Below are 21,332 nucleotides of genomic sequence, written 5' to 3' on the forward strand. Positions count from 1 at the left end.
TGGCGGCAGGTATCCCCAATTCGGACCAGTGGTCGATCTCGCCTACACTCGGTGCCGTGCCACGTGGTGACGGTCGACTCAATCATGATCTGCTCCCCGGTGAGAAAGGCCCCCAGGACGCTTGCGGCGTCTTCGGAGTCTGGGCTCCGGGCGAAGAGGTCGCCAAGCTCACTTACTTCGGGCTCTACGCCCTCCAGCATCGGGGCCAGGAATCCGCGGGAATCGCGGTCAGCAACGGCTCCCAGATCCTCGTCTTCAAGGACATGGGCCTCGTTTCCCAGGTCTTCGACGAGACCTCTCTCGGTTCGCTCCAGGGTCATATCGCGGTCGGACACGCCCGCTACTCGACCACCGGTGCCTCCGTGTGGGAGAACGCCCAGCCGACGTTCCGCGCCACCGGGCACGGTTCCATCGCGCTCGGCCACAACGGCAACCTGGTCAACACGGCGCAGCTCGCCGAGATGGTCGCCGACCTGCCGAAGAAGGAGGGCGGCCGCACCCCGCGGGTGGCGGCCACCAACGACACCGACCTCCTCACGGCCCTGCTCGCCGCCCAGGAGGACGCGGAGGGCAGGCCGCTGACCATCGAGGAGGCCGCACACACGGTCCTCCCGCAGGTCAAGGGCGCCTTCTCGCTCGTCTTCATGGACGAGCACACCCTCTACGCCGCCCGTGACCCGCAGGGCATCCGCCCGCTGGTCCTCGGCCGCCTGGAGCGCGGCTGGGTCGTCGCCTCCGAGTCCGCCGCTCTCGACATCTGCGGCGCCTCGTTCGTCCGCGAGATCGAGCCGGGCGAGTTCATCGCCATCGACGAGAACGGCCTGCGTACGTCGCGATTCGCGGAAGCGAAGCCCAAGGGCTGTGTCTTCGAGTACGTGTACCTGGCCCGCCCCGACACCGACATCGCCGGCCGGAACGTGTACCTCTCCCGTGTGGAGATGGGCCGCAAGCTCGCCAAGGAAGCCCCGGTCGACGCCGACCTGGTCATAGCGACCCCGGAGTCCGGCACCCCGGCCGCCGTCGGCTACGCGGAGGCCTCCGGCATCCCCTTCGGCAACGGCCTGGTGAAGAACGCCTACGTCGGCCGGACCTTCATCCAGCCTTCACAGACCATTCGCCAGCTCGGCATCCGGCTGAAGCTGAACCCGCTGAAGGAAGTCATCAAGGGCAAGCGCCTGGTGGTCGTGGACGACTCGATCGTCCGCGGCAACACCCAGCGGGCGCTGGTGCGGATGCTCCGCGAGGCCGGGGCCGCCGAGGTCCACATCCGGATCTCCTCCCCGCCCGTGAAGTGGCCCTGCTTCTTCGGCATCGACTTCGCCACCCGCGCCGAGCTCATCGCCAACGGCATGACGATCGACGAGATCGGCACCTCGCTCGGCGCCGACTCCCTGGCCTACATCTCCATCGACGGCATGATCGAGGCGACCACCATCGCCAAGCCGGACCTCTGCCGCGCCTGCTTCGACGGCGAGTACCCGATGGAGCTCCCGGACCCCGAGCTGCTCGGCAAGCAGCTCCTGGAGACCGAGCTGGCCGCCGGTCCGGCGGAAACGGCCGCGGCCGACGCGATCCGTCGCCCGTAAGCCCCGTAGAAACCAACCCGAAAGATCCCAGGCAATGTCTGAGAGCCGTTCCACCGGCGCTTCCTACGCGGCTGCCGGCGTCGACATCGAAGCGGGCGACCGCGCCGTAGAGCTGATGAAGGAGTGGGTGAAGAAGACGCAGCGGCCCGAGGTCCTCGGCGGCCTCGGCGGTTTCGCCGGCCTCTTCGACGCCTCCGCCCTCAAGCGCTACGAGCGCCCCCTGCTCGCCTCCGCGACCGACGGAGTCGGCACCAAGGTCGACATCGCCCGGCAGCTCGGCGTGTACGACACCATCGGCCACGACCTGGTCGCCATGGTCATGGACGACATCGTGGTGTGCGGCGCCGAGCCGCTGTTCATGACCGACTACATCTGCGTCGGCAAGGTCCACCCCGAGCGCGTCGCCGCCATCGTCAAGGGCATCGCCGAGGGCTGTGTGCTGGCCGGCTGCGCCCTGGTGGGCGGCGAGACGGCCGAGCACCCCGGACTGCTCGGTGAGGACGACTTCGACGTCGCCGGCGCCGGTACGGGCGTCGTGGAGGCCGATCGCCTGCTCGGCCCGGATCGCATCCGTACGGGTGACGCGGTGATCGCCATGGCCGCGTCCGGGCTTCACTCGAACGGGTACTCGCTGGTCCGGCACGTCCTGCTGAACCAGGCGGGCCTGTCGCTGGACGCGCGGATCGAGGAGTTCGGCCGCACCCTCGGCGAGGAGCTGCTGGAGCCGACCAAGATCTACTCGCTGGACTGCCTGGCGCTGACCAGGACCACCGAGGTGCACGCCTTCTCGCACATCACGGGCGGCGGTCTGGCCGCCAACCTGGCGCGGGTGATCCCCGACGGACTGCACGCGATCGTCGACCGCTCCACCTGGACCCCGGCCCCGGTCTTCGACCTCGTCGGCAGGACCGGTCAGGTCGAGCGCCTGGAGCTGGAGAAGACCCTCAACATGGGCGTCGGCATGATGGCGATCGTCCCGCAGGAGTCGGCGGACGTGGCCCTCACGACGCTGGCCGACCGTGGGGTCGAGGCCTGGGTGGCCGGAGAGATCACGGACCGCGGCGACCACACCACCGGTGCGGCACTGATCGACACGTACGCGAACTAGAAGCGCCGCAGGCGCCGAAGGCTTCGGCGCCTGCGAAAGCAGCGGAAAACCCGGTCCGGTGGTGTGGACCACCACGGACCGGGTCGAGCGCAGCTAGATCGTCAAGCGCCGCGGCGTTGAGACGTAGGACCGGACTCGTCGTCCTCGTCCTCGTCGTCGTTATAGAGATCCGCGTACTGGGAGTACGGGTCGTCTTCGTCCTCGTCGTCCTCGAACGGCTCGCCGTTCGGCGGCTGGCTCGAAGTCGAAGCGCCCAGCTCGTTGGCCAGACGCGACAGGTCAGTCCCGCCGCTGTTGTACTTCAGCTGGCGGGCGACCTTCGTCTGCTTGGCCTTGGCCCGGCCGCGCCCCATGGCTCGACCCCCTCGGTGACGGGGCTCGACGGCCCCAGAGTCTTGACACGCGTTCATGATCTGGAACGGGCTCTCAAAGGAGAGACCGGTCCGTAGGGCTTCCACGGTACCTGAGCCCGCGCCCATACGGTACGTCGCCCACAGTACGGGCCCGGATCCAGGACCCGCGGGGCGCGTCGTCCCCGCTGGTCAACCGCGATTTTAACCACTTCTCGGCAGGCGACCCGCCGACGAACGTGAGAGTTCTCTCTAAGTGTGCGCCGACGGGTACCGGCCAAACCTCCTGAGGATCAGAGCTTGCGCGCCGCAGCCGCCTCGTGCATCCGCTGCTCGGCGATCCGGTCGGCCGCCGCGGCCGGCGGAATACCGTCTTCCTTCGCACGCGCGAATATGGCAAGCGTGGTGTCGAAGATCTTCGCCGCCTTCGCCTTGCACCGGTCGAAGTCGAAGCCGTGGAGCTCGTCGGCGACCTGGATGACACCGCCCGCGTTCACCACGTAGTCCGGCGCGTAGAGGATCCCGCGGTCGGCGAGGTCCTTCTCGACGCCCGGGTGGGCGAGCTGGTTGTTGGCGGCGCCGCAGACGACCTTGGCGGTGAGCACCGGCACGGTGTCGTCGTTGAGGGCTCCGCCGAGCGCGCACGGGGCGTAGACGTCGAGGTCCCGGGCGCGGATCAGGGTGGCGGTGTCGGCGACGGCCGTCACGCCCTGCGGGTGGGCCGCGAGGATCCGCCCCACGGCCTCCTCGCGCACGTCGGTGATGACGACCTCGGCGCCCTCCGCGCGCAGGTGCTCCACCAGGTGGTGGCCGACCTTGCCGACGCCCGCGATGCCGACCTTGCGGCCGTGCAGCGACGGGTCGCCCCACAGGTGCTGAGCGCTGGCCCGCATGCCCTGGTAGACGCCGAAGGCGGTGAGGACGGAGGAGTCGCCGGCGCCGCCGTTCTCGGGCGGGCGGCCGGTCGTCCAGCGGCACTCGCGGGCCACGACGTCCATGTCGGCCACATAGGTGCCGACGTCGCACGCGGTGACGTAGCGGCCGCCGAGCGAGGCGACGAACCGGCCGTAGGCGAGCAGGAGTTCCTCGGACTTGTGCAGCTCCGGGTCCCCGATGATCACGGCCTTGCCGCCCCCGTGGTCGAGTCCGGCCATGGCGTTCTTGTACGACATCCCGCGCGCGAGGTTGAGGGCGTCGGCGACCGCGTCGGCCTCGCTCGCGTACGGGTAGAAGCGCGTACCGCCGAGCGCGGGGCCCAGGGCGGTGTTGTGGATGGCGATGACGGCCTTGAGGCCGCTGGCGCGGTCCTGGCAGAGCACGACTTGCTCATGTCCGCCCTGGTCCGAGTGGAACAGGGTGTGCAGTACATCAGCAGGTGCGCCGGTTACGTCGGTCACTGTGGTGACTCCTGAGTAAATAGCGGCGGGCGGAGACCAGCTCCCGTGTGGGTGGCGGGGGCTGTGAGGACGAGATTAGAGCCTGTGAGCCCCGCCATCCGCGCAGTGCTCAGGATCACCTACCCGCGGCGTACGTCCGTGCGACGATTTGCATAGATTTCCCGCTCGTTTGTGAGCGGGTTCCGCAGGTTTTCCCGGTGGTGGGAGGGGGAGGGAGCAGGCGTGCCCAAGGTGTCCTCGGTGATCGTCCCGTATGCGACGTATCTGCGCGTGTACGAACCACTGGCCGCCTTCCCCGAACGGGAGCGCCGCCACTGGGCGCGCTACGCCCGGCGCGCCGACCGTCCCACGTACCAGGACGAACTGCGCCGCTCGCTGGCCGACTTGGTGCCCACCCCGCCGATCCCGGTGCCGGTGCACGAGAGCAGCGACGCCTTCGTGGCCGAGGTCGACGGCGTGGTCTGCGTGTGCCCCTGGCGCACCCGGCTGCGCGGCTGGCAGGCCCTCCAGGAGCTGCCGGAGGAGCTGCCCAAGCCGGTCCTGGAGGCGGTGCTGCCTGAGGTCGTACGGCGCCAGGCCACCCAGGACTACGAGCGCTGGCTGACCCGCAACCCGGACGCCCGGCCCTGGATCCGCACCTCGACCTGGCAGGTGCCGCTGCACTGGTTCGTGCTGGTGTCGGACGAGGAGCGGCGCTTCGACAAGGGCTCGGGCGAGATTCCCCCGATGCTGCGCTACCGGACCCCGATGGTGCAGGCGCGCCGACGCGTGGCCAGGGCCCTGCGGGCGCTGAAGGACGGTGTCGACGAGGGGCCGCTGATCGACGGCCTGGTGGACGTGGGGCGCTGGCTGGAGGAGTTCCATCCGCGCTCGCTGGTGGAGCTGGACTACGCCGGCCTGGTGCACGTCCTGCCGGCCGGCGAGCTCGAGGACGACCACTCGGCGGGGGACGTCGCCGAGGGAATCGAGGCGCTGCGGCTGGGCGACGGGGCGGCCGCGGGGGCGGCGTACGCGCGGCTGGTGGAGCGCTGGCGCTCCGTCAGGGACCGCCGCTCCGCGAACTGACGTTTGACGTCTCGCCCGTTTTGGGGTTTTGTCCTCGCACCGAAGTGTGCCCTGCGCCCGCTGAGGTCTCCCCGACATGGGACGTAGGTCACGATCCGGGCTTTCGCCTCAAGTGACGGTCAAACACGGTCAAGCGTGATGGACCGCACGTACGCGGCTCTTGCGTCTCATGCCCCTCCTCATGCCAAAATAGGACAAGGAGTCCGGGGAGGACTCCGTCCGCATTGCACGCTTTGGGGGGTCTGGTGACTCCTGATCGTCCTGTGACTGATCGTCACAGTGGCGTGACTGTCCGCTATGGCATGGTCCATCGGCTTCCGTCGCTGATGAACACCTGGAGGGGCAATTCCATCGGTTTGGCCGACGCGGCTGGACAGATGGTGTAGTTGTAGTGCCGAGGACAAGCCGTTCGTCCTATAACCGACTCGACTCGCGTCCGCCATTTCGGGCAACGCGGGTCAAGGTGCAGAATTTAGAGGAAAGAACCGAGAAGGTTCGGTTCTCCCGAGGAGGCCGCTCATGACCGCTCGCACCCCTGATGCCGAGCCGCTGCTGACCCCGGCTGAGGTCGCCACGATGTTCCGCGTCGACCCCAAGACGGTCACGCGGTGGGCCAAGGCCGGAAAGCTCACTTCGATCCGCACGCTCGGCGGGCATCGCCGCTACCGCGAGGCGGAGGTCCGCGCTCTGCTGGCGGGCATTCCGCAGCAGCGCAGCGAAGCCTGAACAACAACTCCATAACCGGGCAAAACGGCAGGTCCCCCAACGTGCCGAGGCGTCCGGAACCCTAGCTCCAAGCGACGCGGGGTCTGCCCCAACAGGCTCCACGCCCAAGCTCCTCAGAGCTTCTCAGACAAGTGACAGGGTGCGTCGTAGATCGCGCTGGACTCCGCCGAGTCCGGCGCGATCTTTTTTGTGTGCGGGACGTGCTGGTCCTGCGGCTCTGTGAGTGGCCCTGTCGGAGTCTGGGGAGGGCTGTCGGATCTCCTGTGGGAGGCCCCCGGGCAGGGCCGGGGAGCCGCCTCCCGGACAGTGCAATTGCACATATTAAATTGACCAGTTGTAGGCGGGGCGTAAGTACCGCGGTTTCAGAAACTCATGCGGTGACTCCCGTCACATGCCAGAGTCCTTGTCCCCTCCGTCGCAGGTGCGCTAGAGGAGCTTCGCGCTCCACGCTCCCACGGTGGGGCGGGTGTTGGGGGCGGTCGATGGTCATGCCCCGGCGGGACTTTCGTCCTCCACGGACTCGTCGGGGGCCTCGACGGCTCGTTGCGCGGAGCCCATCGCCAGCCGGAGCAGGTGGTGGCAGATCGGGCAGTGGCGGGTCAGATGGCCGTACGACGAGGCGGCCGACAAGTGTGCACGGAGCAGGGCCCGTGTCTCGTGCCTGACCGTCGCCGCCATAAGCCACCTCCACGGGCCGTTCGGGGAACAGGCCCTGTCTTCTGGGTACCCACCGAAGGTGACGCCGTCAAGACGGCCTGGGGCGGCGCCGGTGCGCGCGGGACCGCGGCGGCGGTTGAGACACGAAGAAGGCCCGCACCCTTTGCCCGGGTGCGGGCCTTCTCATTCACTGCGGTCCTGACGGGATTTGAACCCGCGGCCTCCACCTTGACAGGGTGGCGAGCACTCCAAACTGCTCCACAGGACCAGGTTTCGCAGTGCGATTCGTGCGTTGCGCTGCGAGAAGAGACTGTACAGGAGGGTGAGCCCACTGGTCGAACTCACCCACTGTGCGCCGGTGGTTACGGAGCGGCCGCGTCGATCGCCTTCACGATCCGCTTGTCCGAGACGGGGTACGCCGTGCCGAGCGCGTGGGCGAAATAGCTGACCCGGAGCTCCTCGATCATCCAGCGGATGTCCAGGACGGCGGACGGGACCGGGCGCCCCTGGGGCATCTGCTCCAGCAGCCAGGCGTACTCGTCCTGCATCTCGTGGACCTTCTCCATGCGCGTCACATCGCGCTGGACGTTCGACGGCATCTGCTGCAGGCGGCGGTCCGCGGCGACCAGATAGCGCATCAGGTCGGGCAGCCGGCGCAGCCCCGCCGCGGTCACGAATCCCGGCTTCACAAGGGCGTCCAGCTGCCTCCGGACGTCCTGGACATTCGGGAGCAGCACAGGGCTCCGTACGGCCTTCAGGCGGCGCTCACAGGCCTGCCAGGCGGCGAGGACCTGCTGCACCTGGGCCACCGCGCGGACCGTGGTGTCCACGATCTCCGCGCGCACCTTGTCGTACAGCTTGCGATACGACTCCTCGTCCCACACCGGGCCTCCGAAGTCCGCGATCAGCCTGTCCGCCGCCGCCATCGCGCAGTCGTCGAACAGGCCCTGGATCGAGCCGTGGGGGTTGGCGGACAGGGCCAGCTTCTGCGCGTTCGTCAGCTTCTCGGAGGCGAACTTCGCGGGATTGACCGGGATGTTGCGCAGAATCAGCCGGCGCGTGCCCTTCCACATCTCCTCGGCCTGCTCGGCCTCGGTGTCGAAGAGGCGTACGGAGACCGTGTCGCCGTCGTCCACCAGCGCCGGGTACGCCTTCACCGGCTGCCCGGCCCGGCGCGTCTCGAAGACGCGGGTGAGCGCGCCGATCGTCCAGTCGGTCAGGCCGCTGCGCTCCAGGGACTCGCCGCCCTGGCGCGAGGCGGTGGCCGCGGCGGCCTGGGAGAGGGCCTGGCGCGCCTTCGGCTTCAGGCGCAGCCGCAGTGTCTCCAGATCCTTGTCCTCCGCCAGCTTCCGGCGCCGTTCGTCGACGATGCGGAAGGTGACGCGGAGGTGGTCCGGAATCCTGGACCAGTCGAAGTCGTCGGCCTCGAAGGGCACGCCGACCATGCGCTTGAGCTCACGGGCCATGGTGACCGTCAGCGGCTCCTGCAGGGGGACCGCCGTGTCCAGGAAGCGCCTCGCGAAGTTCGGCGCCGGCACGTAGTTGCGGCGGATCGGCTTCGGGAGCGAGCGGATCAGCTCCGTCACCACCTCCTCCCGCAGACCCGGGATCTGCCAGTCGAAGCCCTCGTCCGTGACCTGGTTGAGGACCTGGAGCGGGACGTGGACGGTCACGCCGTCCGCGTCCGCGCCCGGCTCGAACTGGTAGGTCACCCGGAACTTCAGCTGCCCCTGCCGCCAGGAGTCCGGATAGTCGGCCTTGGTGACCGCCTCCGCCGACTCCCGGATGAGCATCTCCCGCTCGAAGTCCAGGAACTCCGGCTCCTCGTGCCGCTTGTGCTTCCACCAGGAGTCGAAGTGGGCGCCGGAGACGACGTGTTCGGGCACCCGGGCGTCGTAGAAGTCGAAGAGCGTGTCGTCGTCGACGACGATGTCCCGGCGCCTGGCCCGGTGCTCCAGCTCCTCGACCTCGCTGAGGAGCCTGCGGTTGTCGGCGAAGAACTTGTGGTGCGTGCGCCAGTCGCCCTCGACGAGCGCGTTGCGGATGAACAGCTCGCGACTCGTCTCCGGGTCGACCCGGCCGTAGTTGATCTTCCGCTGCGCCACGATCGGGACGCCGTACAGCGTCACCTTCTCGTACGCCATCACGGCCGCCTGGTCCTTCTCCCAGTGCGGCTCGCTGTACGTGTGCTTCAGCAGGTGACCGGCGAGCGGCTCGACCCACTCCGGTTCGATCCTGGCGTTGACGCGGGCCCACAGCCGGGAGGTCTCCACGAGCTCCGCGGACATCACGAACCGCGGCGGCTTCTTGAAGAGCGCCGAGCCGGGGAAGATCGCGAACTTGGCGTTCCGGGCGCCCAGATAGTCGTTCTTGTTGCCGTCCTTCACGTCCTTCATCCCGATGTGGGACAGCAGACCGGCGAGGAGCGACACGTGGACGCGGTCGCCGGGGGCGTCGTCCTCGTTGAGCTGGATGCCCATCTGCTTGGCGACGGTGCGCAGTTGGGAGTAGATGTCCTGCCATTCGCGGATGCGCAGGAAATTGAGGTACTCCTGCTTGCACATCCGCCGGAACGAGCTGGAGCCCCGCTCCTTCTGCTGCTCCCTGAGGTACCGCCAGAGGTTGAGATAGGCGAGGAAGTCGCTGCTCTCGTCCTTGAAGCGGGCGTGCTGCTGGTCGGCCTGGGCCTGCTTGTCGGAGGGGCGCTCGCGCGGGTCCTGGATGGACAGGGCGGCCGCTATCACCATGACCTCGCGCACACAGCCGTTCCGGTCGGCCTCCAGGACCATGCGGGCCAGCCGGGGGTCGACGGGCAGCTGCGCGAGCTTGCGGCCGGTCTGCGTGAGCCGCTTGCGTGCGTCCTTCTCCGTCGGGTCCAGCGCGCCCAGCTCCTGGAGCAGCTGGACACCGTCACGGATGTTGCGGTGGTCCGGCGGGTCGATGAAGGGGAACTTCTCGATGTCGCCGAGGCCGGCCGCGGTCATCTGCAGGATGACGGAGGCCAGGTTGGTCCGCAGGATCTCGGCGTCCGTGAACTCCGGCCGGGCGAGGAAGTCGTCCTCGGAGTAGAGCCGGACGCAGATGCCGTCGCTGGTACGGCCGCAGCGGCCCTTGCGCTGGTTGGCGCTGGCCTGGGAGACGGCCTCGATGGGCAGCCGCTGGACCTTGGTGCGGTGGCTGTAGCGGGAGATGCGGGCGAAGCCGGGGTCGATGACGTACTTGATGCCCGGGACCGTCAGGGACGTCTCGGCCACGTTCGTTGCCAGAACGATCCTGCGCCCGGTGTGCGGCTGGAAGACGCGGTGCTGCTCGGCGTGCGTGAGGCGGGCGTAGAGCGGGAGGATCTCGGTGAAGCGGTACTGCTTCTTCGTCAGCGCGTCGGCGGTGTCCCGGATCTCCCGCTCGCCGGAGAGGAAGACGAGGATGTCGCCCTTCCCCTCTCCCATCAGCTCCTCGACGGCGTCCGTGATCGCGGTGATCTGGTCGCGGTCGGCGTCGTCGCCGTCCTCCTCGAGCAGGGGGCGGTAGCGGACCTCCACCGGATACGTCCGCCCGCTGACCTCGACGATCGGGGCGTCGCCGAAGTGCCGGGAGAAGCGCTCCGGGTCGATGGTCGCGGAGGTGATCACGACCTTCAGATCAGGGCGCCTGGGCAGCAGCTGCGCCAGGTAGCCCAGCAGGAAGTCGATGTTGAGGGACCGCTCGTGGGCCTCGTCGATGATGATCGTGTCGTAGGCGAGCAGCTCGCGGTCGGTCTGGATCTCGGCGAGCAGGATGCCGTCCGTCATCAGCTTGATGAAGGTGGAGTCCTGGTTCACCTGGTCGGTGAAACGGACCTTCCAGCCGACGGCCTCGCCGAGGGGGGTGTCCAGCTCCTCGGCCACCCGCTCGGCGACGGTACGCGCGGCGATACGACGGGGCTGGGTGTGCCCGATCATGCCGCGCACGCCGCGGCCCAGCTCGAGACAGATCTTCGGGATCTGCGTGGTCTTGCCGGAACCCGTCTCACCGGCGACGATCACGACCTGGTGATCGCGGATGGCGTCGGCGATCTCGCTCTTCTTCTGGCTGACCGGCAGCTGCTCGGGATAGGAGACGGCGGGGAGCCGGCCGCGCCGCGCGCCCATCCGCTCCTCGGCCTTCGAGATCTCCGCCTCGATCTCGGTGAGAACCGCGGAACGGGCCTCCGGCTTGCGGATCTTGCGCGCGCCTTCGAGCCTGCGCCCGAGCCGCTGCGCGTCGCGCAGGGACAGCTCGGCCAGGCGGGGAGCCAGAGTGCCCAGGGCCGGGGTGGCGGGGGCAGGGTGCGTAGACATACGCGATCCAGGATCGCATCCCCGCCAAATCCCTGGCGAACGATTTCATCCCGCCGCGAAGCACGCACACGACGAAGGCCCCGTCCGTGGACGGGGCCTTCGTCGTGTGTGGCTGGGGCCGGGGTCGAACCGGCGACCTATCGCTTTTCAGGCGATCGCTCGTACCAACTGAGCTACCCAGCCACGAGATCTTCGGGAAGATCTCGGCGGTCCTGACGGGATTTGAACCCGCGGCCTCCACCTTGACAGGGTGGCGAGCACTCCAAACTGCTCCACAGGACCAAGCTGTTGCGTACGACAGTGTCGCACACGGTGTTGCGTGCCCCCAACGGGATTCGAACCCGTGCTACCGCCTTGAAAGGGCGGCGTCCTAGGCCGCTAGACGATGAGGGCTATCGGCCCGCCTGGGCGCTTCTCAGCGCGTCGGGGACGTGAGAAGCATATGGGATGGCGGGAGGTATCGCCAAAACGGTTTAAGGGGCTGAGGCGGCCGGGGCCGGTGAGGTGGGCGTGGAGGAGGACGAGGAGCCCGAGGAGGAGGACGAGGGGGTCGAGGACGTCGACGGCGCGGCTCCCGGCTGGTTCTCCTTCGGCAGATGCCGGGTGACCTCCGCCGTCGTCTCGCCCAGCCCGCCCAGCTTGATCGCGTCCCACGCCTGCAGGTGGCGGGTGCTCCGGTCGAAGTAGAGGATCGACGCCTCGATCGGGGCCGGGTACTTGTGCTCCAGGGCACGCAGACCGCTGCCTCCGGTGGAGCCCTCCATCCGCAGACGGGTGCCGTACTTCAGGATCTCGTCGCCCTCGTGGTGCAGATGACCGCACAGGACCAGCGGCACGTCGCCGTCCACCTCGCGGGCCGCGGACGGCTCGTGGACCATGGCGACGTCGACCGGCCGCCCCGCGGCCCGCTCGTCGCGCAGTGCCGAGGCCAGGCGGTCGCCCGCCAGCTGCTCCGACCGGTCGGCGCCCTGCGGGTTCGAGCGGTCGGGGGTGAACTGCGGGTCGCCGATGCCGGCGAAGCGCAGGCCCGCCACCGTCTGCGCCCGGCCGTCGTCCAGGACGTGCACGTTCTTCATGCGGGACAGATAGCGCTGGGTGACGTCGGAGTCGTGGTTGCCGCGGACCCAGACGTAGGGCGCCCCGAGGTCCGCGACGGGGTCCAGGAAGCCGTTCTCCGCCGCCGTGCCGTGGTCCATCGTGTCGCCGGTGTCGACGATCACGTTCACCTTGTACTGCTGCACCAGCGACGCGATGATCTTCCAGCTCGCGGGGTTCAGGTGGATGTCCGAGACGTGCAGGACGCGCACGGTGGACGGGTCCGGCTGGTAGGCGGGCAGGGTGGACGTGACGTCGTAGAGCTTCGTCACGTTGGTCACCAGGCGGGCCAACTCCTTCTGGTAGACGTCGAATTCGGTGACGATGTTGCGTGCGTTGCCGACCAGGGAGGGGGCCGAGGAGAGCAGGCCCGAGTACTTCGGTTCGAGGACGGACTCGGGGTTCCAGGTCAGGTACGCCGATGCCCCTGAGGCCACCAGGAGGGCCAGGGCGGTGCCGCCGGCGGCGAGCGCCCGGCGGGGCCGGCGGTAGACCGCGAGGCCGAGGGCCGTCGCGCCGGAGACGACGGCGACGGCGGAGCGCAGGGCGAGGTCGCGGGTGCCGTGCTCGACGTCGTGGGCGACCTCGTCCTGGAGGCCGGAGAGGCGCTCGGGGTGGTCGACCAGGGCCTGGGCGCGGACCGGGTCGAGCTGGTCGACGTTCACGTCCAGGCGCACCGGCGCGTGGTGGCTGTTCAGCTGGAGGGCGCCGAGCGGCGAGACGTTGATCTTCGTGCCGCCGGTGAGGGACGGGCGCAGGGTCATCGTCGTGTTCATCGGGCCGACCGGCACCCGGACGTTGCCGACGACCAGCAGTCCGAGCCAGGCGCCGAGCAGGACCACGGCGGCCAGGCCCAGCGCGCGGAGCCAGGCCGATGGCTGCGGGGCGACGTCGAGGGGCGGGCGCGAGCGGGTCGTGCGGGGTCTGTGGGTGAGGGCGCGAGGAGCCCTCCGGATGCGGTGCAGGGCGTTCAAGGCGGCGGGGACGCGGGCCATTGGTCCCGTATGCCCAAGTGCGCGCGCGGATATGCGGGCCGCCTCATGACACTCGTACGGACGGGTCGTGACTGACAATGGGCCTGTGCTGGAGATGACGCGCGAGGAGTTCGAGGAACTGGTCGCCGAGTCGCTCGACCGGATTCCACCGGAGCTGACGCGGCTGATGGACAACGTCGCGGTGTTCGTCGAGGACGAACCGCCCGCCGACGACCCCGAGCTGCTCGGGCTGTACGAGGGCACCCCGCTGACCGACCGGGGCGAGTGGTACGCCGGCGTGCTGCCGGACCGGATCACGATCTACCGGGGCCCGACGCTCAGGATGTGCGCGTCGCGGGAGGACGTGGTCGCGGAGACCGAGGTGACCGTGGTGCACGAGATCGCGCATCACTTCGGCATCGACGACACGCGTCTGCACGCCCTCGGCTACGGATGACCGGGGCGCGTGTCCTCTTGCGGGCGGCGGGAGTTGGGCAGGTCGACTCCTTTCCCCACCCCGGAGGTGGCTTCCCGTGCGCCCCATGTACGTACCCGTCCGTCTGGCCGTCACGGTCATGGCGGTCGCCGCTGCCGCCGGCTGCATGAGCGTGGGCGAGGACGGGGGCGGCGGTGCGAAGCCGTCGCACTCCGCGGGGGAGCACGGCGGCGAGGCTCCGGACGGGGGTTCGGCGGTGTCAGGGCGCGGCGGCGGTGGCGGTGTCTCCGCCGACGGCAAGCACGGCGACGGCGGCAGGGCGAAGGGCAAGGACGGGGAGTCGGCGTCTCCTTCGGCCTCGCCGTCCGCGGGCGGGGGCCGGTCCGCTCCCGCGACGGGCGGCCCCGGGAGGACGCAGCAGCCGGGCGGTCCCACGCCGACGCGGGCGACGCCCACTCCCACCCGCCCGGCCGATCCGCCGCCCACGCCCACCGAGCAGCCGACCTCCGCCTCGCCGGCCCCGACGGTCGCCGAGCCGTCGTCGTCCGCGCACCAGGAGACGGCGCCGCAGCTGGCGGAGCGGGAGCCGGCACCGGCCGCGGGCTCGCCCGCGTAGCGAAGTCCGGCCGCCCGCCGCCGCGTAGAGGTGTGACGTACGTCTATGAGGCTCGGTTTGCCTTCGGGGCAGGTGGGTGCGTATGGTGGTAGATCGTTTGATCCCATTTGCCCGGCGCCACCGCAGAGCGCGCCGTGTGGCGCGTTCTCTCCCTTGCCGTGGCTGACCGCATAGAGGCGGTCGTATTGCGAAACACGGAGTTGACGGGCGCGTGCCGACGAGACTCCGGAAGGTTTCGCTTACGCATGTCCATTTCCAGTACTGATCACGTCGTCGTGCCCGAGAACGAAGGCACTGAGGGCGCGGCGGACGCTCCCGAGGCCACCTTCGCGGACCTCGGCCTCCCCGAGGGCGTCGTGCGCAAGCTCGCCCAGAACGGCGTGACCACCCCCTTCCCGATCCAGGCCGCGACCATCCCGGACGCCCTGGCCGGCAAGGACATCCTCGGCCGTGGCCGCACCGGCTCCGGCAAGACCCTCTCCTTCGGCCTGCCGACCCTGGCCACGCTGGCCGGCGGCCGCACCGAGAAGCACAAGCCGCGCGCCGTCATCCTCACGCCGACCCGTGAGCTCGCCATGCAGGTGGCGGACGCCCTCCAGCCCTACGGCGACGTCCTCGGCCTGAAGATGAAGGTCGTCTGCGGCGGTACGTCGATGGGCAACCAGATCTACGCCCTGGAGCGCGGCGTCGACGTCCTCGTCGCCACCCCGGGCCGTCTGCGCGACATCATCAACCGCGGCGCCTGCTCCCTCGAGAACGTGCAGATCGCCGTGCTCGACGAGGCCGACCAGATGTCCGACCTGGGCTTCCTGCCCGAGGTCACCGAGCTGCTCGACCAGATCCCGGCCGGCGGCCAGCGCATGCTGTTCTCCGCCACGATGGAGAACGAGATCTCCACGCTGGTCAAGCGCTACCTGACCAACCCGGTCACGCACGAGGTCGACAGCGCCCAGGGCAACGTCACGACCATGTCGCACCACATCCTCATCGTGAAGCCCAAGGACAAGGCGCCGGTCACCGCCGCGATCGCCTCGCGCAAGGGCCGCACGATCATCTTCGTCCGCACCCAGCTGGGCGCGGACCGCATCGCCGAGCAGCTGCGCGACGCCGGAGTGAAGGCCGACGCGCTGCACGGCGGCATGACGCAGGGCGCGCGCACCCGCACGCTGGCCGACTTCAAGGACGGCTACGTCAACGCGCTCGTCGCGACCGACGTCGCCGCGCGCGGCATCCACGTCGACGGCATCGACCTGGTGCTGAACGTCGACCCGGCGGGCGACCACAAGGACTACCTGCACCGCTCGGGCCGCACCGCCCGCGCCGGCCGCTCCGGCACGGTCGTCTCCCTGTCCCTGCCGCACCAGCGCCGCCAGATCTTCCGGCTGATGGAGGACGCGGGCGTCGACGCCGGGCGGCACATCATCAACTCCGGTACGGCCTTCGAGCCGGAGGTCGCCGAGATCACCGGCGCGCGTTCGATGACCGAGGTCCAGTCCGAGTCCGCGGCCAACGCGGCTCAGCAGGCCGAGCGTGAGGTCGCTCACCTCACCAAGCAGCTGGAGCGGGCGCAGCGGCGCGCGACCGAGCTGCGCGACGAGGCCGACCGGCTGACCGCCCAGGCCGCCCGCGAGCGCGGCGAGGACCCGGTGGCCGCGGTGGCCGAGGCCCAGGCCGAGGCCGCCGAAGCGGTGTCGGTGCCCGAGCAGCCGGTGGCGCAGGACGTCGACAGGGCGCAGGCTCCGTCGTCGTACGAGCGTCGTGAGCGTCGTGACAACGACCGTGGCGGCTTCCGCCGTGACGACCGTCGTGACGACCGCGGTGGGCGTTCCTTCGAGCGTCGTGACAACGACCGTGGCGGCTTCCGCCGTGACGACCGTGGCGGGCGTTCCTTCGAGCGTCGTGACAACGACCGCGGTGGTTTCCGCCGTGACGACCGTCGTGACGACCGTGGCGGCCGTTCCTTCGAGCGTCGTGACAACGACCGCGGCGGCTTCCGTCGCGACGACCGCAGTGACGACCGTGGCGGCTTCCGCCGTGACGACCGTGGCGACCGTCGTGACGACCGCGGTGGGCGTTCCTTCGAGCGTCGTGACAACGACCGTGGCGGCTTCCGCCGTGACGACCGTCCGGCCGGCCGTTCCTTCGAGCGCCGTGACGACCGTGGCGGCCACCGAGGCAGCGACCGCCCCTTCAACCGGGACCGCCGCGACGACCGCCCCGGTTTCCGCTCCGGCGGCCACGACCGCCCGTACGGCCGTCGTGACGACCACCGCGGCACGGGCTCCGGCTCCGGCTCCTTCGGCCGCCGGGACGACAAGCCGCGCTGGAAGCGCAACGGCTGACGCCTGACGCACAGTTGACGCAGGGCCCGTACGACTCCGGTCGTACGGGCCCTGCGTCGTTCCGGCGGCGCCGAAGACTTTTGGCCAAAGCACCTACTTCGTGGCGCATGTCGCGCCCTCGGTGAGGGAATCGCTGGGGACATGACAGATGACGCCAAGGTGAGTGGGCTGTCTGACGAAGAGCGGCTGGCCCAGCTCGGCTACACGCAGGTTCTCGCCCGCCGCATGTCGGCGTTCTCCAACTACGCGGTCTCCTTCACGATCATCTCGGTCCTGTCGGGCTGCCTGACGCTGTATCTGTTCGGCATGAACACCGGCGGCCCGGCGGTGATCACCTGGGGCTGGATCGCCGTAGGTCTGATGACGCTCTTCGTCGGCCTGTCCATGGCGGAGATCTGTTCGGCGTACCCGACCTCGGCGGGCCTGTACTTCTGGGCGCACCGGCTGGCGCCGCCGCGGTCCGCGGCCGCCTGGGCGTGGTTCACGGGCTGGTTCAACGTGCTCGGCCAGGTGGCGGTGACCGCGGGCATCGACTTCGGGGCGGCGTCCTTCCTGGGGGCGTACCTGAACCTGCAGTTCGACTTCGAGGTGACGCCGGGCCGCACGATCCTGCTCTTCGCCGGGATCCTGGTGCTGCACGGCCTGCTGAACACCTTCGGTGTGCGGATCGTCGCCCTGCTCAACGGCGTGAGCGTGTGGTGGCACGTGCTCGGCGTGGGCGTGATCGTCGGCGCACTGGCCTTCGTGCCGGACCACCACCAGTCGGCGTCCTTCGTGTTCACGAAGTTCGTCAACAACACCGGCTGGGGGAGCGGGGTCTACGTCGTGCTCCTGGGTCTGCTGATGGCGCAGTACACCTTCACCGGATACGACGCCTCCGCCCATATGACGGAGGAGACGCACGACGCGTCGACGGCCGGCCCGAAGGGCATCGTCCGCTCCATCTGGACCTCGTGGATCGCCGGCTTCGTGCTGCTGCTCGGCTTCACCTTCGCCATCCAGTCCTACGACAAGGAGCTCGCGTCGCCGACCGGCGCGCCGCCCGCGCAGATCCTGCTCGACGCGCTGGGCGCGACGGCGGGCAAGCTCCTGCTGCTGGTCGTGGTCGGCGCGCAGCTGTTCTGCGGAATGGCCTCGGTGACCGCCAACAGCCGTATGATCTACGCCTTTTCGCGCGACGGCGCCCTGCCGTTCTCCCACGTGTGGCACACGGTGAGCCCGCGGACCCGGACGCCGGTTGCGGCCGTGTGGCTGGCCGCGGCGGGCGCGCTGGTCCTCGGCCTGCCGTACCTGATCAACTACACCGCCTATGCCGCGGTGACTTCCGTCGCCGTGATCGGCCTCTACATCGCCTACGTCATCCCGACGCTGCTGCGGCTGGTCAAGGGTGACTCCTTCGAGCGCGGGCCCTGGCATCTGGGGCGCTGGTCGCGGCCGATCGGGATCGTCTCGGTGACCTGGGTGGGCGCCATCACGATCCTCTTCATGCTGCCGCAGGTCTCGCCGGTCACCGGGGAGAGCTTCAACTACGCCCCGGTCGCCGTGCTCGTGGTCCTCGGCTTCGCGTGGGTGTGGTGGCTGGCGTCGGCCCGGCACTGGTTCCTCAACCCCGAGCACCAACGGACCCTCGCCCGCCAGGCGTCCCGCGCGGCGGCCTCCGGCGGCTCCCCCGAAAAGGTGGATCCCTGACACTCCGGCCCGATCTTCACCCCCGGCACGGCCGTGTCCCCGATACCCGATCGGAGTCCCGGCCGTGTCCGGCTATGCTCGGGGAGGCAACATCGCCAAGGGCCCTTAGCTCAATTGGCAGAGCAGTGGACTTTTAATCCATTGGTTGTGGGTTCGAGTCCCACAGGGCCTACCACCCACGCAGCGCCCGGGACGGCTTCGGCCGACCCGGGCGCTGTCTTGTTCCCGGCGGTCGGCGGCTTCGCGGACATCACCTCAGCCCGCGCTGAGCTCCGTCAACTGGCCGAGCGGCAGCGTGTGCTGGGTCTGGAGGACCTTGGCGCGCAGATAGCGGACGTTGTGGGCCGTGGTGAAGACGCCGGTGGGGACGCGGTCGCGCACGTCGATGCCGAGGTCGCGGAGCTGGCCGGCCTTGTCGGGGTTGTTGGACAGCAGGTCGAGGGCGTCGATGCCGAGGGTCAGCAGCATCTGCGCGGCCGCCGTGTAGTCGCGGTCGTCCTCGGGGAGGCCCAGGGCCGCGTTCGCCTCGTAGGTGTCGAGGCCCTGGTCCTGGAGGGCGTAGGCGTCCAGCTTGTTGTAGAGACCGATGCCGCGGCCCTCCTGGCGCAGGTACAGCAGCACGCCGCCGCGGTCCGCTATCCGCTCGACCGCCTCGCGCAGCTGCGGTCCGCAGTCGCAGCGGGCGGAGCCGAACACGTCGCCGGTGAGGCACTCGGAATGCAGCCGGACCAGAGGCGTTGTACCGGGGGCCGGGTCGCCGAGCACGACGGCCACATGCTCCTGGCCGTCGGTCAGGCCGTGGAAGGTGACCAGTTCGGCGTCGACGCTGTAGCCGTCCTGGAAGCGCAGCGGTACCCGGACACGGGCGCGCGTGGTGGCGGCGGGGAAGTCGGGCATGCGGGGTCTCCCGGATCCGGTCGGCATCTGCTTCAGATTTGAAGCAGATCTACGGCGCAGGACACTACCCCTGCTTTAAATTTGAAGCAACAGATTTGCGGCGCAGGTCACGAACAAGGGCCGGAGGAGCGGCGGCGCCACGGGACGTCCTCCGAGGCGGGGCGCTCCTCGTCGCTCTCCATCGCCTCCGCGATCCCCGAGAAGATCTCCTCCAGCTGTTCCACCTGCCGAGGGGTCAGCCGGTCGAAGAGCAGGGAGCGTACGGTCTCCACATGTCCCGGCGCCGTCCGCTCCAGCACGGCCATCCCCTCGTCCGTCAGCGTGGCGAAGCTGCTGCGTTTGTCCCACTTGCAGTCCTCGCGGCGGATCAGGCCGTCCTTCTCCAGCCGGGTCACGGCGTACGTCAGCCGGCTCCGGGTGATCTTCGTCTTCGCGGCCAGGTCGGTCATGCGCAGGCTGCGCTCAGGAGTCTCGGAGAGGTTGGCCAGGATGGAGTAGTACAGATGCGGCATGCCGGCGTCCTGCTGGAGCTGCCGGTCGATCGCGTCCTCCAGGAGGTGCGTCGCCGCGATGTACGCGCGCCAGGCGCGCTGCTCCTTCTCCGTGAGCCAGCGAGTCGTCATGCGTGCAGTGTAAGTTTGTTTCAAACTTTAACCAAGCCTGCCCGCCGCCGAGAGTGAGCGCGTCCGATGCCGTACCCCCACGTCCTGCTGTCCGCAGCCGTCTCCCTCGACGGCTACCTCGACGACACCGGCCCCGAACGCCTCCTGCTCTCCGGCCCCGCCGACTTCGACCGCGTGGACGAGGTGCGGGCCTCGGTCGACGCGATCCTCGTCGGCGCCGGCACCATCCGCGCCGACAACCCGCGGCTGCTGGTCAACTCGCCGCAGCGCAGGGCCGCCCGGGTGGCCGCCGGCCGGCCCGAGTACCCCCTCAAGGTCACCGTCAGCGGCTCCGGCGAACTGGACCCGGACGCCAAGTTCTGGCACACCGGCGGCGACAAGCTCCTCGTCACGACCGACAAGGGGGCCCAGCGGGCCCGCGCGCTCGGCCTCGCCGCCGACGTCGTCGCGCTCGGCCCCGACCTCGACTGGCGCACGCTCCTCGCGCATCTGCACGGCGAACGCGGCGTACGGCGCCTGATGGTCGAGGGCGGCGGCACGATCCACACCCAGCTGCTCCAGCAGGGCCTCGCCGACGAACTCCAGCTCGTCCTCGCCCCGCTCTTCGTGGGCGACCCGGACGCGCCCCGCCTCTTCGGCCCCGGCGCCTACCAGGGCGGCCGGCTGCGCCTGACGGAGACCCGGCGGATCGAGGACGTCGTCCTCATGCGCTACGAGCCCACCGCCCCCGGCGCCGGCCCCCTGCCCACCGCCGCCGACCACCACTGGCTGGCCCTCGCCTGCGAGCTGGCGGCGCTGTGCCCGCCCTCCCGCACGGCCTTCAGCGTGGGCGCGGTGATCGTCGCCGCCGACGGCACGGAACTCGCCCGCGGGCACTCGCGCGAGGACGGCGACCCCGTCGTGCACGCCGAGGAGGCGGCCCTGGTCAAGCTCGACCAGGCCGATCCGAGGCTGGCGTCGGCCACGGTCTACAGCAGCCTGGAGCCCTGCACCCACCGCGCGTCCCGGCCGAAGCCGTGCGCCCGGCTGATCCTCGACGCGGGCGTAGGGCGGGTGGTCACGGCCTGGCGGGAGCCCGACACCTTCGTCGCGGACGCGGACGGCAGCGGCCTGCTGGCGGCCGAGGGCGTGGAGGTGGTCGTGCTGGAGGAACACGAGGAGCAGGCCAAGGCGCCGAACCGCCATCTGCCGGGCTTCTGAGCCGTGGCGTCGACGACCCCGCGGATGGCGTATGCTGGTGTCACACCGACGCGGGGTGGAGCAGCTCGGTAGCTCGCTGGGCTCATAACCCAGAGGTCGCAGGTTCAAATCCTGTCCCCGCTACTCAAGGCTCAGGGCCGGAATCCGGAAACGGATTCCGGCCCTGAGTGTTTCCCGCCCAGGAGTGTCCTTCGGGATGCCGGCACAGGGGCTCGTCACATGTGGTGACCGGGCGACCGCTTTCCGCATAACGAC

General features: G+C 69.7%; 16 protein-coding genes and 6 tRNA genes. 11 read left to right on the top strand and 11 right to left on the bottom strand.

Annotation, left to right across the window (positions count from 1 at the left end):
- Nucleotides 1-56 precede the first annotated feature (56 nt).
- Together purF and purM are read left to right on the top strand one after the other, a co-directional pair.
- Nucleotides 57-1,586 carry an amidophosphoribosyltransferase gene (purF, locus tag ACGFYN_RS16740; protein WP_393866549.1) on the top strand — a complete coding sequence of 510 codons (1,530 nt, stop codon included), beginning with the start codon at nucleotides 57-59 and terminating at the stop codon, nucleotides 1,584-1,586.
- Nucleotides 1,587-1,620: 34 nt separating this feature from the next.
- The gene (purM, locus tag ACGFYN_RS16745) at nucleotides 1,621-2,694 is read left to right on the top strand and encodes a phosphoribosylformylglycinamidine cyclo-ligase (protein ID WP_393866550.1); all 1,074 of its coding nucleotides are present in this window, start codon (nucleotides 1,621-1,623) and stop codon (nucleotides 2,692-2,694) included.
- Between the two features lie 101 nt (nucleotides 2,695-2,795).
- Here purM and ACGFYN_RS16750 read toward each other — a convergent pair whose 3' ends face one another.
- Together ACGFYN_RS16750 and ACGFYN_RS16755 are read right to left on the bottom strand one after the other, a co-directional pair.
- On the bottom strand, nucleotides 2,796-3,047 hold the full coding sequence (locus tag ACGFYN_RS16750; RefSeq protein ID WP_393866551.1) for a DUF3073 domain-containing protein: 252 nt from the start codon (nucleotides 3,045-3,047) through the stop codon (nucleotides 2,796-2,798).
- Between the two features lie 290 nt (nucleotides 3,048-3,337).
- Nucleotides 3,338-4,441 (bottom strand): Leu/Phe/Val dehydrogenase, encoded by a 1,104-nt coding sequence (locus ACGFYN_RS16755; RefSeq protein WP_393866552.1) that lies wholly within the window; start codon nucleotides 4,439-4,441, stop codon nucleotides 3,338-3,340.
- A gap of 222 nt (nucleotides 4,442-4,663) precedes the next feature.
- On the opposite strand from ACGFYN_RS16755, the gene ACGFYN_RS16760 reads away from it, so the two are divergent.
- Together ACGFYN_RS16760 and bldC are read left to right on the top strand one after the other, a co-directional pair.
- Entirely contained in the window at nucleotides 4,664-5,506 is an 843-nt protein-coding gene (locus ACGFYN_RS16760) for a hypothetical protein (protein ID WP_393866553.1), read from the top strand.
- A gap of 519 nt (nucleotides 5,507-6,025) precedes the next feature.
- On the top strand, nucleotides 6,026-6,232 hold the full coding sequence (gene bldC, locus ACGFYN_RS16765; RefSeq protein WP_003949541.1) for a developmental transcriptional regulator BldC: 207 nt from the start codon (nucleotides 6,026-6,028) through the stop codon (nucleotides 6,230-6,232).
- Between the two features lie 486 nt (nucleotides 6,233-6,718).
- On the opposite strand, the gene ACGFYN_RS16770 is transcribed toward bldC, so the two are convergent.
- The 7 genes from ACGFYN_RS16770 to ACGFYN_RS16800 form a co-directional block, all read right to left on the bottom strand.
- Nucleotides 6,719-6,910, bottom strand: a complete 192-nt coding sequence (locus tag ACGFYN_RS16770; protein WP_393866554.1) for a DUF6274 family protein — start codon at nucleotides 6,908-6,910, stop codon at nucleotides 6,719-6,721.
- A gap of 172 nt (nucleotides 6,911-7,082) precedes the next feature.
- Nucleotides 7,083-7,157 (bottom strand) — tRNA-Asp (locus tag ACGFYN_RS16775).
- 94 nt (nucleotides 7,158-7,251) lie between these two features.
- Nucleotides 7,252-11,205, bottom strand: coding sequence for an ATP-dependent RNA helicase HrpA (hrpA, locus tag ACGFYN_RS16780; RefSeq protein WP_393866555.1), 3,954 nt, complete (start codon nucleotides 11,203-11,205; stop codon nucleotides 7,252-7,254).
- 109 nt (nucleotides 11,206-11,314) lie between these two features.
- A tRNA-Phe gene (locus ACGFYN_RS16785) sits at nucleotides 11,315-11,388 on the bottom strand.
- 24 nt (nucleotides 11,389-11,412) lie between these two features.
- Nucleotides 11,413-11,487: transfer RNA gene (locus ACGFYN_RS16790), tRNA-Asp, on the bottom strand.
- Nucleotides 11,488-11,525: 38 nt separating this feature from the next.
- Nucleotides 11,526-11,598 (bottom strand) — tRNA-Glu (locus ACGFYN_RS16795).
- 80 nt (nucleotides 11,599-11,678) lie between these two features.
- Entirely contained in the window at nucleotides 11,679-13,295 is a 1,617-nt protein-coding gene (locus ACGFYN_RS16800) for a metallophosphoesterase (RefSeq protein WP_393866556.1), read from the bottom strand.
- 85 nt (nucleotides 13,296-13,380) lie between these two features.
- Between ACGFYN_RS16800 and ACGFYN_RS16805 the strand changes: the two genes are divergently transcribed.
- From ACGFYN_RS16805 to ACGFYN_RS16825, 5 genes are all read left to right on the top strand, one after another.
- Entirely contained in the window at nucleotides 13,381-13,731 is a 351-nt protein-coding gene (locus ACGFYN_RS16805; RefSeq protein ID WP_393866588.1) for a metallopeptidase family protein, read from the top strand.
- A 76-nt stretch (nucleotides 13,732-13,807) separates the two neighbouring features.
- Nucleotides 13,808-14,326 (top strand): hypothetical protein, encoded by a 519-nt coding sequence (locus tag ACGFYN_RS16810; RefSeq protein ID WP_393866557.1) that lies wholly within the window; start codon nucleotides 13,808-13,810, stop codon nucleotides 14,324-14,326.
- 245 nt (nucleotides 14,327-14,571) lie between these two features.
- Nucleotides 14,572-16,668 carry a DEAD/DEAH box helicase gene (locus ACGFYN_RS16815; protein WP_393866558.1) on the top strand — a complete coding sequence of 699 codons (2,097 nt, stop codon included), beginning with the start codon at nucleotides 14,572-14,574 and terminating at the stop codon, nucleotides 16,666-16,668.
- 141 nt (nucleotides 16,669-16,809) lie between these two features.
- The gene (locus ACGFYN_RS16820) at nucleotides 16,810-18,357 is read left to right on the top strand and encodes an amino acid permease (RefSeq protein WP_393866559.1); all 1,548 of its coding nucleotides are present in this window, start codon (nucleotides 16,810-16,812) and stop codon (nucleotides 18,355-18,357) included.
- A gap of 99 nt (nucleotides 18,358-18,456) precedes the next feature.
- Nucleotides 18,457-18,532 (top strand) — tRNA-Lys (locus ACGFYN_RS16825).
- Between the two features lie 80 nt (nucleotides 18,533-18,612).
- Here ACGFYN_RS16825 and ribA read toward each other — a convergent pair.
- Together ribA and ACGFYN_RS16835 are read right to left on the bottom strand one after the other, a co-directional pair.
- The gene (ribA, locus tag ACGFYN_RS16830) at nucleotides 18,613-19,254 is read right to left on the bottom strand and encodes a GTP cyclohydrolase II (RefSeq protein ID WP_393866560.1); all 642 of its coding nucleotides are present in this window, start codon (nucleotides 19,252-19,254) and stop codon (nucleotides 18,613-18,615) included.
- Between the two features lie 107 nt (nucleotides 19,255-19,361).
- On the bottom strand, nucleotides 19,362-19,877 hold the full coding sequence (locus tag ACGFYN_RS16835; protein ID WP_393866561.1) for a MarR family winged helix-turn-helix transcriptional regulator: 516 nt from the start codon (nucleotides 19,875-19,877) through the stop codon (nucleotides 19,362-19,364).
- A 66-nt stretch (nucleotides 19,878-19,943) separates the two neighbouring features.
- On the opposite strand from ACGFYN_RS16835, the gene ACGFYN_RS16840 reads away from it, so the two are divergent.
- Both ACGFYN_RS16840 and ACGFYN_RS16845 read left to right on the top strand, forming a co-directional pair.
- On the top strand, nucleotides 19,944-21,077 hold the full coding sequence (locus ACGFYN_RS16840; RefSeq protein WP_393866562.1) for a dihydrofolate reductase family protein: 1,134 nt from the start codon (nucleotides 19,944-19,946) through the stop codon (nucleotides 21,075-21,077).
- Nucleotides 21,078-21,126: 49 nt separating this feature from the next.
- Nucleotides 21,127-21,200, top strand: a tRNA-Met gene (locus ACGFYN_RS16845).
- Nucleotides 21,201-21,332: the final 132 nt, after the last annotated feature.

It is taken from the genome of Streptomyces sp. NPDC048419, assembly GCF_043200415.1.
Taxonomy (GTDB): domain Bacteria; phylum Actinomycetota; class Actinomycetes; order Streptomycetales; family Streptomycetaceae; genus Streptomyces.